This window comes from Weizmannia sp. FSL K6-3076 (assembly GCF_038007245.1).
Classification (GTDB): Bacteria; Bacillota; Bacilli; order Bacillales; family Bacillaceae_C; genus Weizmannia; species Weizmannia faecalis.
On record NZ_JBBOWU010000001.1, the window covers coordinates 2,991,339 to 3,006,895 of the forward strand.

At 43.5% G+C, this 15,557-nt stretch carries 14 protein-coding genes and 1 pseudogene; 2 read left to right on the forward strand and 13 right to left on the reverse strand.

Annotation, left to right across the window (positions count from 1 at the left end; genetic code table 11):
- Positions 1–214: 214 nt before the first annotated feature.
- The 10 genes and pseudogenes from NSS95_RS14170 to NSS95_RS14215 form a co-directional block, all read right to left on the reverse strand.
- Positions 215–514, reverse strand: coding sequence for a helix-turn-helix domain-containing protein (locus NSS95_RS14170; protein ID WP_026684764.1), 300 nt, complete (start codon positions 512–514; stop codon positions 215–217).
- A 49-nt stretch (positions 515–563) separates the two neighbouring features.
- A complete protein-coding gene (locus NSS95_RS14175; protein WP_017552307.1) occupies positions 564–1,061 on the reverse strand; it encodes a hypothetical protein in 498 nt (165 codons plus the stop codon).
- The gene (locus tag NSS95_RS14180) at positions 1,021–1,620 is read right to left on the reverse strand and encodes a DUF3237 family protein (RefSeq protein ID WP_017552306.1); all 600 of its coding nucleotides are present in this window, start codon (positions 1,618–1,620) and stop codon (positions 1,021–1,023) included. Before NSS95_RS14180 ends, NSS95_RS14175 begins: the two co-directional genes overlap by 41 nt.
- 181 nt (positions 1,621–1,801) lie before the next feature.
- The gene (locus NSS95_RS14185; RefSeq protein ID WP_061577424.1) at positions 1,802–3,274 is read right to left on the reverse strand and encodes a carboxylesterase/lipase family protein; all 1,473 of its coding nucleotides are present in this window, start codon (positions 3,272–3,274) and stop codon (positions 1,802–1,804) included.
- A 52-nt stretch (positions 3,275–3,326) separates the two neighbouring features.
- Positions 3,327–4,796, reverse strand: coding sequence for an amidase family protein (locus NSS95_RS14190; RefSeq protein WP_017552304.1), 1,470 nt, complete (start codon positions 4,794–4,796; stop codon positions 3,327–3,329).
- Entirely contained in the window at positions 4,789–6,063 is a 1,275-nt protein-coding gene (locus tag NSS95_RS14195; protein ID WP_043052468.1) for an MFS transporter, read from the reverse strand. Before NSS95_RS14195 ends, NSS95_RS14190 begins: the two co-directional genes overlap by 8 nt.
- Positions 6,064–6,181: 118 nt before the next feature.
- Positions 6,182–6,445, reverse strand: a pseudogene (locus NSS95_RS14200) (aldehyde dehydrogenase family protein); the annotation flags it as partial.
- Positions 6,446–6,854: 409 nt separating this feature from the next.
- Positions 6,855–7,517, reverse strand: coding sequence for a TerC family protein (locus NSS95_RS14205; RefSeq protein ID WP_017552301.1), 663 nt, complete (start codon positions 7,515–7,517; stop codon positions 6,855–6,857).
- Between the two features lie 217 nt (positions 7,518–7,734).
- Positions 7,735–7,920, reverse strand: coding sequence for an Imm59 family immunity protein (locus NSS95_RS14210; protein ID WP_063613104.1), 186 nt, complete (start codon positions 7,918–7,920; stop codon positions 7,735–7,737).
- A 149-nt stretch (positions 7,921–8,069) separates the two neighbouring features.
- On the reverse strand, positions 8,070–8,465 hold the full coding sequence (locus NSS95_RS14215) for a hypothetical protein (protein WP_026684760.1): 396 nt from the start codon (positions 8,463–8,465) through the stop codon (positions 8,070–8,072).
- Positions 8,466–8,775: 310 nt separating this feature from the next.
- Between NSS95_RS14215 and NSS95_RS14220 the strand changes: the two genes are divergently transcribed.
- Together NSS95_RS14220 and NSS95_RS14225 are read left to right on the forward strand one after the other, a co-directional pair.
- Positions 8,776–9,057, forward strand: coding sequence for a hypothetical protein (locus NSS95_RS14220; RefSeq protein ID WP_035183407.1), 282 nt, complete (start codon positions 8,776–8,778; stop codon positions 9,055–9,057).
- Between the two features lie 384 nt (positions 9,058–9,441).
- Complete coding sequence (locus NSS95_RS14225; protein WP_014096995.1) at positions 9,442–10,356, forward strand: AEC family transporter; 915 nt, start codon at positions 9,442–9,444, stop codon at positions 10,354–10,356.
- A gap of 240 nt (positions 10,357–10,596) precedes the next feature.
- On the opposite strand, the gene NSS95_RS14230 is transcribed toward NSS95_RS14225, so the two are convergent.
- From NSS95_RS14230 to NSS95_RS14240, 3 genes are read right to left on the reverse strand one after another with little or no spacing between them, the layout of a single operon-like run.
- Positions 10,597–12,381, reverse strand: a complete 1,785-nt coding sequence (locus NSS95_RS14230; RefSeq protein ID WP_035183405.1) for a DUF2357 domain-containing protein — start codon at positions 12,379–12,381, stop codon at positions 10,597–10,599.
- Entirely contained in the window at positions 12,365–14,392 is a 2,028-nt protein-coding gene (locus tag NSS95_RS14235; protein WP_052042144.1) for an McrB family protein, read from the reverse strand. Before NSS95_RS14235 ends, NSS95_RS14230 begins: the two co-directional genes overlap by 17 nt.
- Entirely contained in the window at positions 14,392–15,468 is a 1,077-nt protein-coding gene (locus NSS95_RS14240) for a hypothetical protein (RefSeq protein ID WP_340713993.1), read from the reverse strand. Before NSS95_RS14240 ends, NSS95_RS14235 begins: the two co-directional genes overlap by 1 nt.
- Positions 15,469–15,557: the final 89 nt, after the last annotated feature.

Genomic DNA, 15,557 nt, shown 5'->3' on the forward strand with positions numbered 1-15,557 from the left:
ATTTTAGGAATATAGTTGTGATAAAACCAATTTATATAGGAAAAAGGTCACAATTGTATTCAATCCACAAAAAATCCTCCCGCTTTGGCAGCGCGGAGGCATTCCGTTGTGTAGGTGAATGTTCCCTGCATTCTTGAAAAAATGCGGCTGGTGGAAGGGACCAGCAGATTGCTGCCACACTGCCTGTCGCCGGAACCGGCGGGCGGCACCCCCATTACAATTGATAATCTTCCAGGTTGAAGTGCGTATGGCCGGATTGATAAATATGATAAGCGAGAATCGCCGTTTCAAGCGCAAGCCTGCGGGCCGGCTCCATAAATTGATAGCCGAGCAGTTCTTCTATTTTTTCAAGGCGGTGGTAAAGCGTCTGCCTGACGATAAACAGTTCATTTGCCGTTTCTTTTTTCCTCCCCCTGTTTTTCAGGTAAACTTCAAGTGTTGTTAATAAAGAGGCATTCATTTTTGCGTCATATTCCAGTACGGGTCCAAGCTGGTCATAGATAAACGTTTCCACATATTCATTTTTCTCGCCTAATAGCAAGATCTGGTAAATGCCGATTTTGTCATAAAAAAATTTCTTGAAGCAGGTTGATCTGTTGCAGAAAGATGACTTTTTTCGCATCATCATACGCCTGGCAAACGTCCGCTGTATTCTTATAAGCTTTGCTGATTCCCGTCATCGTGTGCTTGCCGTTGTAACGGTCCTTTATGCTGAGTTGCACCAATGACTGGTGGATATCAGAAAAAGTTGCAAGATCATGATTATGCTCGTCCTTTTTAAAAAAGCAAATCGCTGCAATTTCGTCCTTGGCAGCTGAAATAAGGGAAAGCATGCCTTTCTTTTTTATCCTGTTTTTCATCATGGCGGAAAGCTGCAGCAATGTTTCTTCCCAATCTTTGGTGCCGGATTGTGGCTTCGTAACTTTGAGTAAAATGACCCGGAAATGCAAATTGGCAGAATAACCGGGCAAAACGGCTTTGATTTCGGCCTGTTCACAGTCTTTGCCCGCAAGCAGTTTCCTAGCTACCTCTTCTTCCGCAACGCGCTTGTTTTCTTCCATTGTTTTCGTTCTTAACATGATTTGTGAAATGGCAAGGACGGCGTGCTCCATGATAAAAGAAGTGTACGCGTCCATTACATCTGTTTTTAATTTCAGGCATAAATATCCCCAGATTTGTCCCAATCCTTTTACCGGCATGATCACAAAGTGGATCGCAAACGAAAATGTTGCGGTTTAACCAGTCATACTTTTCATTCGAGACTTCGAAGACGGGGGTCGTTCTGAAATATTCCGGCACCGGCTCCACTCCTTCTCTTGAAGCCGGCCTTTCCTGCAAGCCTCCGGGTTTTTCAATATACAACCCTTTATTGATGACATAGATCAGCACATCATCATCCGTTTTTAATGTGTACCGGGCACAAATATCAATGACACCGTTTTCTCTTGTCAATGACCAGTCCGCCCCGCCCGGTATGACCGTTCCTTTTATGCCGGGGCCTTCGAACACGCCTCCTGTGATCGGCGTAATATTGCGGATTCCGCCGGGGACAGGTCCGATCGTCAAATTTTCATCAATCGACACATACGCTTGAAATGCAAATTCTAATCCAATGGTCATTCCCATTATTCCTTTCTGTTTAGGATTCATTTACTCGGGACGCACTCTTTTTAGTGGGGGGCGTTTCCCAGAAAACCTCGTTCTATGAAATTGGCATACAAAATGACGCGTCCTATCAACCTTGTTCCTTTTCTAAACAGGCCTTTTTCATGACTTATGTTGTTCAATGTCGCCCTAAGAATCATTCGACTTTCTGTGTACATTTCTTTGTTCGTAGGATTTCCGGAACGTGGCCGCGGATGCAGCGCCAGTTCTCATCGATTTGCATCACGGAACGGTGATCCGGATCATAGGCCGGCCAGGCAGGAATCGCGGGATGAGCGGGGTTCCCGTTACGGGCAAAAGAAACCCACGTATCCTGCATCCGGTCAGCCAGTGTTACCGGCGGCTCTTTTCCTGTCAGCCACTCCCCACTTTTTAAGTTATGAAAGACAAACGGCAAATCAATAGCATGGCACGCACCAAGCCCTTTTATCCGGGAAGGCCAGGTAAAAAAGTACATCCATGTACTGGCAAAACGGGACTGGGCTTCCGCAAATTTTATAGCCGGGATGTGAAACAATATGTCGTTGGCAAGCTGATATGGACCCGCAGAACCGGCTTGTATGCGGTGCTGTGCGGCCGCTGCAACAATGCCGGACATACTCTCGATGATGGAAAGCTGCTGGTTCAGATAATCTTCCAAAATATCATCCAAATCCGGGTAATACAGGCGCCAATAGGCCATCTCATCTTTTGTTGTGCCAATCATACAGTCGATCCCTGCAGCACATCCGTTTTCAATCTCCTGATAAGGATTGAGCGGAATTAATTTCCCGTCAGCAGTCGGTGCAAACATAATCTCGCTTTTATACTGATAAAGATCCATCAGCCGGTCGCAATACACTCTGAGTTGGTCCGCGCCTAATGCCAGCAAATCCTCAACCGAACGCGCACCCGTGAGTTTTACAAAATCCCTTCCAATTTGTTTTGCCGTCTCCTCATTTTTCACAAGATTGACCGTCCCGCTTTGTGCAATCACTCTTTGGAACAGCCCTTTCGCTTTTGGAATCGTCATGAGTAGCGAAACACTTGCGCCGCCGCATGATTCGCCAAAAATCGTAATATTGCCTGGATCCCCGCCAAACAGATGAATATGTGCTTTAATCCATTCCAATGCTTTGATTTGGTCCAATATGCCTAAATTTTTGCTGTCTGCGTATGCCTTTCCGCCAAGCTCCTCCAAATCAAGAAATCCAAAAATATTTACCCGGTAGTTGATCGAAACCAATACGATATCGTTTCGTTTTACAAAACTTTTTCCGTCATATAGCGGATCATTCGAACCTCCGCCAATAAATCCGCCCCCGTGAATAAACACCATGACCGGCTTTTTCGCGTCTTCCAGTTCTCTCGTCCATATATTTAATGTCAGACAGTCTTCAGACTGGTTCCCAAATGAAGAGGGTTCATTTTCATCGACCGGTTGTATGCAAGGCGAGCCATATGAAAAAGCTTCGATTCTTTTTGGTTCGGGGTCCAGGTCTTCCGGTGCTTTCCATCGCCGTTTTCCTACAGGCGGTTTGGCGTAGGGGATCCCTTTAAACGAAATGACGCCGGATTCTTCTTGTCCGATATAGGTCATATTTGAACTGCTTATCGTTTTCGCTATCAACTTTATCCCTTCTTTCAGCTGCCTATAGAAAATCACGATAAAAAAACAAGAATCAATGAAAGAGCGGGTCGATTGGCACTTGGATATTTGCCCGAGATTCAATGATTTCTGCAGCATCTAAAATCGTGTCTTCCCGGAACCGCCTTCCAACAATTTGAACCCCGGCCGGCAACCCGCCGCTTACAGATGTCGGGACTGAAATGGCCGGAAAGCCGAGTAAAGCAATGGACATCATCGGCCACTGCGCCGCCATGAGCCGCGCGTTGCTGTCGACACTTTCAATATCTTCATTTTGTTTGAACGCCTGCTCTGCCGAAACAGGAAGGAGCAGGATCGGATATTGTTCCATAAATTTCTGTAATGCAATAATCAGCGTCCCTCTCCGCGCATATCCTGTTCGGTATTTTTCAAGTGTGACTTCTCCCCACCATTGTCTCGAAACCTCGTAATTATATTGCAGATTTAACCTTGCCCCTTCATCCCCAAATTGTTTAATAGCCGGCCAGAGATCGGTCAAGTCTTCTAGCACGAGCAGGTACCAGAGTTTATAAGCTTCGGCAAACAAAGGCAAATCTACTTCTTCTACCACATAGCCGGCGTCATTTAAATACGCAGCCGCCTCGTTCAAAGCCTGATTGACAGCCGGATCCGGTTTTACCACGCCTGGATCGCGGAGCAGCCCGACACGGATCTGTTTTTTGAGCGGTTCGCCGGTTAACGGAACATTTGCGTGGACCGGATCGCTCGGATCGTATGCCGACATCACAGAAAGCGCCAATCGTAAATCGGCAACATTCCGTGCCAGCGGTCCTTCTGTTACTTTCATTTGGAGAGATAAGGGCGGATCTCCATTTGGAAGGTTGACACCTGTTGCAACCCGACCGATCGTAGGCCGGATACCTGTAATGCCGCATGCATATGCCGGATACCGGATCGAGCCGCCGATATCGTTCCCCTGTGCAATCGGCGCCATCCCGCATGCCACCGCCGATGCTGCCCCGCCGCTTGAACCGCCGGGTGTCCGGGTGGGATCCCACGGATTTAATGTGCTGCCATGCAAGTCATTATTGGAAACCCACCTCAGGCTGAATGAAGGGACATTGCTCCTTCCAACGAAAACAGTACCTGCTTTGCGTAAGTGGGCGACCGGGGGGCTGTCGTCTGTCGCCACGTTATGTTGAAAGGCAACGACACCGTCTGTCGTGACATGGCCTGCCTGATCAGTATTGATTTTGGTCGCAACCGGCACCCCATGAAGCGGGCCGAGCTCTTCCCCTTTTAATACGGACCGGTCCGAAGCATCCGCAGCCCGAAGCGCACCTTCAGCCAGCACTTCTACTAACGCATTGACTTTTGGGTTGACTTCTTCAATTCTTTTAAGACAGCTCATGACCGCTTCACGCGAGGAAATCTGTTTTGTCCGGATGGCATACGCCAGTTCAGCAGCCGACCAGCGCCATAGTTCATCTGTATTTTTTTGGCTTAATTCAAAACCGGATGATAGTGCTTTCGGATTAATCAATTTTTTCCACTCCAATCTGGGTATTTGTCAATGAATTGTAATCAAGACTGTCTTTTTCAGTCTGCAAAGCTCTTTGCATCCCGCTGTTTGTGAAGAGCGTGAGTAAAAAGCACAACAGGCTTGGCACGCCGAGCGCAATCAAACCGGCTTTCATAAAACCGAGCGGCAGCAGGAAAGAAAACAGGGGCCCGCCGAAAATCTGGCCAATGCCAAAAATGAAGAAAATATATCCGGTTACCGTGCCGGTGACATGTTCTTTGACAGAATCTTGCCCTATTGCGGAGGCAATGCCCGGGAAATAACTACCTGCGCCAAACACAAACATCAATATACTGAGCGCCAGCACATGGCTCCCTACACTGAAAATGCCTGCGCCGCCGATGAAAAGAAGCAGCCCGGTAAGCCTGAATACATGTTTTCTTCCAATCCTGTCAGCCAGCATCCCAAGCGGCATTGAACAAATTAAACCGGAAATGCCATAGATGGAGGAAATCACAGCTGCTTGTCCCGGTGGAAGATGTAACACCTTGAGTAAATATTGTGAAATGAAGCCGATAAACGCAAACTGGGCCACACCGTAAAACAGGGTTGACAGCGAAATGAGGTTGACATTTCGGTTTAATACGCCTTTAAATTCAACCTTTTGCTTTTCCAGTCTTTTATACGTTTTTGGGATAAACAAATAACAACCGAGTACCGATAAAGCAGATAATATCCCAACAATGGCAAAGGGAATAGTGATGTTTGGCAGGAACGGGGAAACGACATACGGAGCAATAAATATGCCCGCCCCGTAGGAAATGGCAAAAGCTGCCGTTGCTTTCCCGCGCTTCTCCGGGAAAATGTCCCCTAAAAAGGCGACGATTGCCGGTTGAAACATGCCAACCCCAATTCCATCCAAAATTCTTGCAATCATCAGCATCGTCAAATTATGCGAAAAACCACTTAAAAATGTAAACACAGAGAAGATGGAAACGGATATTAAAATGGTATTTTTCACGGAAAATTTATCGAACAGAAATCCGCCGGCAAGGCTGAACAATGTCAGACCAATGGCACTTCCGGTAATCAAGAGTCCGAGTGAAGCGACAGACGCATGGGCATTTTCAACAATATAGGGTGACGCAAAACCAAACAAATTCCCGTCAAATCCTTCCAAGAATGCCGGCAGGACTGCAATGAACACAATTAAGAAAAAATAGGCATTACCTTTTTCTGCAATGGAACGAACCGTCACATCATCTCTGAGTCCAAATGGTTTTTTCATTGTAACCCTTCAATGTTTTATGGTAAATTGTGGGACAATCCCATTCATTTGCTACGGCCATCATCTTCCAGCAGCGTATTGTAAGCGTTTTATTTTTGTGGTAATTTGATCCCTCCCTTTACATCATCCGGATGGAAACATACTTTTCTTCCAAGTATTCGAGGATGCCGGACTTCCCTCCTTCCCGGCCAATGCCGCTTTCCTTATATCCCCCAAAAGGACCCTGAACGGTTACAGGAGCGGCATCATTGATTCCAACAATGCCGTATTCCAGTTCGTTCATCATGCGAAGCCCTCTGCCCAGGTCGTTTGTATAGCAGTAAGCAGCAAGGCCGTATCGCGTACGATTCGCTTTTTCAATCACTTCCTGCTCATCCTGAAAAGTGTGGAAGGAAAGTTATCAACCATTCCGATTGTCCATTTTAATGAATTTTCTAATTTGTATAAATTCATATTAGCTTGTTTTGATCCGTAATGCATTAGCCAAAATATCAAATCATTCAGCAGAATCCTTTACGTTTTGTAAAATTGTTACTATTTCGAACGAACTTCCCAAGGAAAACACCACAAGGAAGCTTATTTGCAAAAAATCCCCGCAACGAAACAAGCCCCCGGTTCGTGAGCGGAATCTTTCCCACGAACCAGGGGACTTTTCATTGTTATATGAGACTCTAAGATTTGCCCGGCTTACGGGACTCCAATCCAGTATATAGCTGCAAACGCACCGGGCTGTTTGCTGCCGGTCCGGACGTTCGTGCATCCCGGCAGCTGGCCCGCTTTCGGAAAACTAATCAGGCCCTATTTCTTGCCTTAATCATGAACCCGATTAATATCAGAAAGATGGCGGTATCCAGCGCAATGAAATTGATCCATTCGTGCAATTGAAATCCCCAAACTTTTTCCAGTAAGCTCACAGGGTATTTCATCATCGGATCTTTAAAGATGCCGGTGATTGCAACATGTGTAATCAAACCGCCGGCAACAATCTGCACCCATGAAATTTTGTCCAGTATTTCAGAAAAAAACTCGAAGAAAGCGAGTACGGTCGTTAAGCTTAAGGCCATGCCAGCCATCGTGGACAGCAAATTGGTGGAGATGCCGGACGTGATCAAAACGCTGTCCATACAGACAAGCATATCAGCCGCAAGCACAATCAATAGCATTTTGGCGGCCGGGATGCTTGGAACGGGCCTTGCCTCGGAATCAGGCTGGATGGAGCTCACAAAACAGAAAGCGATGTAGAGGAGAATCATGCCCGCGAGCACTCGAAATCCCGGGATCCCTGTTAAATACTGAATCATCGCAACATAAATCGTACGGCTGACCGTTAGACATACAACGATATTAAAAAACAGCTGTTTTGGCTCGTAGCCATACTTTCGAACCACCGTTGTAATAATAAGAAGATTATCCAGATCACTAATCAGGTTGAGCAAAAAAATTTTTAAAATCACAAAAACACGTCACCCCTGCCTTTGCCAATCCATTTCAGGAACGGAAAAAACAGCATAGCACACCGGTCCCTTTATTAATATATTTGGACAAAAGCAAAAAAAGACGTAGCGATCATGCAGAATCACTGAGCAGATATGATCCAGTACCTTTAAATAAGTTATAATTTGAGCAGAGGCGTGGTGCTATTTGGATAGACCTTACACAGTATTTCCTTACTCATTTATCTTCTCTTAATCTTTTTATAAATTCTTCTAGAGCATCGCTTTCGTTATTATACATTTTCTCGCCGGCTTTTGAAGTTCTCTCATTATAAGTAAAAACCGTCCATTTCCCCGCCTCATTTTTAATCACAACTTGACCTTCATTCGGGGATGCATCACAAAAAAAGGCATTAATTTCCAGTCATTCATTTTCATTTTCGTCATCAGCTTTATCTTAACCGCTGATTTTTGTTTCGGGTTTGAAGCTGATTTTTTCTTTCACTTAATAAAACTTTATTTTTTAATGCTTTAATTCACTAAAATACCGGTTAGTCTCTCGATATAAAGTTTTTATAATTTTTCCGGGTTTACTGGACGCCTTTCTTCTATTATCTTTACCCTACTTTTAGAAATCCAGCCGATCCAGGAATCCCTTTCTACTCTTTTCAGTTGCAGTTTTTCACCAATGAACAAAGAGCCCGTACCTACCTGAAACTGGTCGTCTTTTTCTTGAAGGATTTGAACTTTTTCTCCTTCTATGACTCCATATGTGGTAATACTTTCGCAGTTAACAAGTTCTTTAGGGTTAACTTTTTTCTTGTATATGCCGCCATGTCCCGTCAGATCGTAAAACGTAGAATCAACCTTACTTTTATCTTCTGTGTAAATCATAACGCGGCCATCCATATCGCTTGTTACCTTATATTCGATCCCATTATATTTTGCGTATAATCCAGACTTTATCATTTTAATCACCTTTTAGTTTTAATACATTTATTTCCTGCATAGATTCCAGCTAATTCATCATTTCCGTTAATGACTTTTTAGACAGGATGTAAAACCATTTCCTGTCCTTGCCTCCATGCTTTTACCATATGTGATCTCATTTGTGAAGAAATAAATGATCAGGATCTCTCATCCTAAATTTAATATACCCTCTTCAATACCGGCGTACGATTCATATGAGCAGCCTGAAGCCAATTTTTCCAGGCATTTGTTTTCCATAGACCCATGGCAAAAAATATCGTATAATTTGTCGTATGAGGGAGGTGAAAAAGTGGATAAAGGAATTGACCAGAATGTGATTTTGCAGGCCATCCATGAACTATCGGACCAAATCAAATCCGTGGAAAAAAATCTGTCCGAACGGATGAGTGCGCTGAAAAGCAGAATGAGTGCGCTGGAAAGCAGAATGGAGGCGCTGGAAACGAGAACGGCGGCTTTAGAAGAAGGCCAAAAAGAAATTAAAGAACAGGTCAGAAAAATTGACAAAAAACTGGATGTCCTCAATCGTGATTTGCTTGACACAAGGGCAGATGTTGAATTCTTGAAAAAGTAAATTTCCCGTTTTTCTGCTCACATGAATAGCCGCAAGTCCCTCTTCTTACAAAAAGATTCTCAAAAAATGGTCCTCTTGGTTTGGTCCGGATCCCCGTTTCGAGATCCTTCACATCGCCAAAGAGGACTTTTTATATGCGTTGCCGGGATCACAATAGACATGCAAGATCAACACTTTATATAGTTTTCACAAATTGAATTTACAAATCCTTTTTAATCGCCCGCTCCCATCCCTGGATCCAAGAGTTCTTTTTCCATCCTTATTTTAAGGAAAAAAAAGAACCGGCACATTACCCGAAAAAAAGTTGTTGCCAAAAATTTTCCTTGCCGTTTCTTTCTCATTGTTTTTTAATGAAATTAGATCAAAAAGAAAGCTGGGAAAAATGTGGGTGTTGTGTTGACAAAAGCCGCTTCGTTTATTTTGATCATTGTGCTCGGCTACATTTTGAAGCGGGTCGGATTTTTTAAGCCGAATGATTTTCAGCTGGTTTCCCGCATGGTTTTGAATATTACATTGCCATGCGCCGTGATTACAAATTTTGAAAAGCTCTCTTTAGAAACTTCGCTGCTGATGCTTGTCGCAATCGGCGTCATTTGCAATCTGGTAATGATTGCAACCGGCTATATCGTTTCCTGGCGCCGTACCCATACGGAAAAAGCCTTTAACATGATCAATTATTCCGGTTATAATATTGGCTGTTTTACACTCCCCTATGTACAAAATTTCCTGGGGCCCGTTGGCGTAGTGGCAACCTGCCTGTTCGATGCCGGCAATTCGGTTTTATGCACGGGCGGCACCTATTCGATCGCTTCCGCCGTTGCCAACAATGAAAGAACAAATGCGGCATCTTACCTGAAAAAAATGTTTTCATCTATACCGATGGATACCTATCTGATCATGCTCGTGCTGTCGCTTTTGCATATTACATTGCCGGCAGGTGTGACTGCATTTACCGGAATCGTCGGGCAGGCAAACGGCTTTCTGGCCATGCTGATGATCGGGATCGGTTTCGAACTCCGGCTCGAAAAAAGCCAAGTTGCAAGCATCTTAAAAGCCGTCATCATCCGTTACGGAATGGCCATCCTGTTTGCAGTATTCTTTTATTTCTTGCTACCGCTGCCGCTTGAGGTCCGGCTCGTGCTCGTGATTATCGCGTTTGCGCCGATTTCCGCCGTCTGCACGGCATTTACCCAGAAATGCGGCGGCAATGTCGCCATGTCCAGCACGTTGAACTCTTTGTCCATTTTGATCAGCATTGTACTGATGACCAGTCTGATGGCCGTACTGAAGATCGCCTGAATCAATCGAGTAGGAGGCTAATCATTATTTGATTAGCCGACCTCTCACACCACCGTGCGTACGGTTCCGTACACGGCGGTTCTAAAGTTTAAAACCGTACAGACAAATAATAATCCAGAAAACTTATATACCTTGCTCTTCGAATCACCATCACAGCGCACTAAACAACCAGCCCGGAAAAAGATTTTCCGGGCTGGCCATACTCTAATGATGATTAGCTGCTGTTTCCTGAAAAACAGCTTAGTCTAACAACACAATTCCTTCATCCTCTGCCGCCAGAATCATGTCCTCAATTAATGATCTTATGGTTTCTACAAATACTTTCTGGTCTGTCGCTGGCGTCAACGGTATCAGGCTAATGCTTTTCTCGCTTAACGGCTCAGCTTCACCCGCTCCTCCTTTTTCTGGGTAAAACACCAGCACTTGATGCACCGGGCGTATTCTTTGCCAGCGTTTTTTTCGATAAATATACGGTGACCTCACATTATCCGCATAACTGATCAATTGTTTCATTGTATCACTAAGTGCTGTTTTCTTTCGATACTTTAAGTCCATTAAAATCGCACCGATAAAAATGCCCCCAATAAATACATCTACTCTGATATCGGGGTTATTATTGGTACTCGTCGTATAGACCGGAAAATCAGCAGGATCTGTTTTTTCCATATCACTTGGAATTTTCCCGTCGTATACAATTTGCAGCCGGAGATCCCCTCTTAATAATGAAACAGTGGTACCTTTAGGGATTGTCGGAATTACAAACAAATTGCCAGAATTCCATCCGTCAGGTTCGAAAATCCAACCGGATCTTTTTTCAAAGTCATATGTGCTTCCGCAGAAATGGGAGAGAACTTGCAGGTAGCCCCATATCTCATATAATTGGTCTGTTCTTTTCCATTGATACCGCCAAGCCGGATGCAGGGAAAAATTCACTTCTTCAGAGTCCAAGATCCGGCTAACCTGCCATATTTTCCTGTATCGAATATCTTCAAGCATTTTATTAGGTGTCGACAGAGGATGCTGATTTGCAATTTCATGATACCAATGGCACGTCTTCAATACATTTAGGGCGCCCTTCATTTGTGCAGCTCTATCACGGTACTGTCCCAGCTCTTTTAAAAACAATTTTCTTTTTTCATAAGGCGTATAGGATGAAAATGCACTGTTCGTGTTGTTTTCCAGCTGCCCGATGCAGGTGTCGAGTGCAGCGATAAAATGGTCCAACAGTTTGACCCATTTTTCGATGATCATTTTGAGCATCCTGTTTTCAGGCAGGTCATAATTGATTCTTTTTTTCAATGACAATAGTTCATCCGCTGATTCCGGATGCTTTAAACGATAACGGATGGAAACTTCGTCGATTTGGGACGGCCGCTCAATTGGCTGAAGCCGATATTCCTTTTTTAAAGTATACCGCACCCGCTTTGCAAGATCAGATACAATGGCGGATACATCTGAAAAGTAACTGTTCAGCGTATTAAATTGCCGGAACAAATTCGGATCAATCGGCATGTTTTCAAACTTCATGTTTACATGCTGTTTCCGGACGACATCGAGCGCCAAGCCTCTTAACTGGTCTTCTACTTCTTTCCTCATTGTACTCAACTGGTCTTCTGTCAGCCTATTTGAAATGACTTTTACGAGCGAATAGTATTTTTTTCCTCTGGTATGTATGGTTACACAGTATATACCCGGAATGTAAGGATAATATTCTTCATTTGAGTGATACTTAAATAGTGTCACTTGCTGGCCGGCTGCGAGGTAAGGCTTTCCTTCCCCGTCTACCGGCAATCCTGCATTTAGCAGGATATCAAAGCCATCCATATAACACTTCGCACCATCGTCCGTGCTAGTAAAAGATAACTCCAGAGGGATATATTCCCGTAAAATTAAATAGCCGTGTTTGCCTTCATCCCACTCATAGAGGTTCTCTACAAAGGGAGTGAGCACTTTCTCTTCCCGTGTTCCATCCTGGTATATATGTGTAAATACAACCGAGAAGCCTGTATTAGATTGTGTATCCATTTAATTTCAACTCTTTCGCTTTTTGTTTCACAATTTCACGGCTCTTTTCGAAGTCAGAGACTTGTTGATGTTGATCAAACAGATTTAATAGTATACTGCCGTTTACTTCCCCTGTTTCCTTATCATAAACTCCCGCAAGCTCACGAAGCTGATCCTCGGAACCCCTGAGTTTCGTGAGAATCCGCTGCACCATTTGAAGATCAAATGCCTGCTCTCTCGTAAGCACATCCTGGACAGGCAAATTGGCCAAATACGCATCTATTTGCTTTACAATCCGCGGGCCGACTCCGATTTGTTTATTTGCGTCGTGTAACGCCTGGTGAACGTTCCAAAGGAATTTCAGTTCTTCATCCATAAGGGCTACATTTCGTCTATCCGCTTTAAATGATGTATACGTCTCAAAATCTACTTCTTCTGTACCAAGCGCAAGGATTTTTTTCCTTTCCGGCAGCTTTTTCATATGTTCGAAAGGCATAATTTCGAGCGACAGCACATTCGCCCGGTCCAGTACCTTATCTGAAAAGTGATACGTCGATTCATCCACATTCACCGTGCCGACAAATAATACATTTTCACGTATCGCAATCGTTGGCGGATACTGAGCGGAATTATAGAGTCGGCTTTCCAAATCGTCATTATACAACCGCAGCACTCTTTTTCCATGATCCATTTCCAGAATAGAAAGAAACTGTGAAAAATAATGTTCAACACGAGCCAGGTTCATTTCATCAAAACAAATAATAAACAATTTATCCTTTTCATCTTCTGCTTTTCTTAAGGCATTGATCAATCCTGAATCCCCCGGACGGTACACCATATGGAGGGTATCCGCATAACCAATTAGATCTGAATCTGACGTCCATGAAGGGCTCACCGGTATGAGCGTATATTGAATCCCTTTTAATCCCAGCGCATGGCTGTAAAGTTCCACCAATTTCGTTTTGCCGGTGCCACTCATTCCCGAAAGAATGACAAGGGAGGAGGACTTCATGCACGTATGAAAATTGATCAAGTCTTTTTTCTCATATACAAACCCAAAATCCCTCGTCGTGGTAAACAGGTTGTCCAAGAATTCATTTTCTTTGGCATTATAAGGTGTTAAATCCGGATCCGGTGTTTGAATCCCTTCTACCTGTAGAGTTGCTGCTGCTTCAGCTTGCATTTGCACATTAGGTATCTTTTTGGGATCCTCCTGCACTTTGTTGGTCTGTTCAATTGCCGGATTTGCTTCCTCTTTTTCTAACTTTTCCAGGTTTAACGGGACAGCCTGCTCCACAAGGGTGGTCAGTTTTTTGTAAAGTTCAAGCGGAACAAAGACAATGTTTGGAATCTCATCACTAAAATAGCATTCTTCAATCCATTCAGGTGTCAGCCCAACTTCTTTTAATTCGCCGTGGATTTCAAAGTTAAAACCGCCATGCGCGTGCTGGTGGTGGTCAATTTCACCAAAAACCGAAAAATGGTCATCTTCTTCGCCTTCTTCTCGCCACATCACCAATGAAGGCGTGTCATCTGGCTCATGAGACAAATTTTCCACTTTTCCAACGAATTTTTTGTTGTATAATCTGAATAAAAACTCGTCTTTATCTATGTGATGCGCTTCCTTGTTGAAAACCGGAACAGGAATTAACCGCAGGTCAGTGTGGAAACTCGGCAATTTCGGAATGATCCGGACATCGATTGCATTAAATACTTCTTCGTGATTATAACGCAATCTTTTTTCTACCTTAAACACAAACAAACGGTCTTCCAGCCATTCTCTTAACCGGTCTTTCCGTTCAAAGTCAGTTAGGCGATAATCATCCTCAAAACCCCATCTTTCCAAATCGGAATAAAATCCGGTTACCGTTTTCACATTTGGAAAACTTGCTGCAGGTTGTGAAATAATTTTAATAAAGAATTGAAGGCAATCCTGTTTATTGATGATGATGGTGTCTCGGTTCGATAAATCGAAAGGATCCGATTCTGCCAATACACCAATCATGTCATTTTCCCATACTTTTACTCCCATTATTTAATCCCTCTTTCAATGTATTTCTTGACGGATGGAAAATCTTTAAACTCTCTTACTTTTTGTGTATAAACATTTTTTATCTTCTTTTTGAGCCATGGCGGAACAAGGTAGGCCATCATCCAAATTTCGTCTGCATCCTCCAGCTCCCCGGTTTGTACTGCCTCTTTGAACTTATTTGCCTCAATCGTATGAAATAATGGATTTTCGGACTCATCAATCAACTTATTTTTCGGATCTCCTATAATATAAATTTGCCGGGCAGCCGCTGTACTTTCAGACGGTTTAGATTCAACCCGCTCATCCGTTTGGACTGCGGCAGCCACTTCTTTATTCGTGTTCAACAGCAACGCGTTTAAGTGTGAAATTTCCAATTTGAGTTTCTGAATCTCATCTTTTAACCGCTGCATTTCCGCCTCAGATGTTTTTTTCCACTCATTGAGCCTATTCTTCTGTGTTCTTTCGTTTCCCAATTCTTGCTGAAGTTGTTCTTTTTCCTTTTTCCATGATTGTTTCTCTGCCTTCCAGTCTTTTTTTAAGTGGGACAGGAGCAATTCACACTTCTTAATACTTTTCTGTAATTCCTGATTTTTTTTCTGTGATTTTTGCCACTTTTTCTGCCAATGTGCTGAATCATGTTCATCTTCTTGCTTTGGTGGTTCTGTTTTTTCAGTTAAAACTCTTAGTTCGTCCAAACCGGAGAGACCATTTTTCTTGCAAACCAGCTCCTCGAATTGTTTCGCCCGTTCATGATGACGGTCCTCAGGACTGGAGTAGAGCGCTCCGAGAATCAAATGCAAAGTTTTTCCGTCCTGATACAACTTGAATAATTCATGTACTGTTTTATCTCTTACATCGTCTTCGTCTTTTGCTGCTACTATCTTATAAAAGTCCTGAATCTTTTTTAAGTTACTCTCCTTCAGACACTCCCTGGTCACCAATGCCCTTATTCTCGTAATATCTTTACTAGTGATATGCCGAAAGCCTCTTATACTTATTTTCCAAATCCTGATTAAATTTGCTAGTTCATCATCTGGAATGGTACTAAATATTTTCTTCCATATTTCTTTCTCCATCTTTTCCCCTCCCGATTCCATTTACTTATCATTTTACTTTATAGTGATACCGATAGAAATGCTTTTAACAGTCTTTTTTTCTGTCCTCT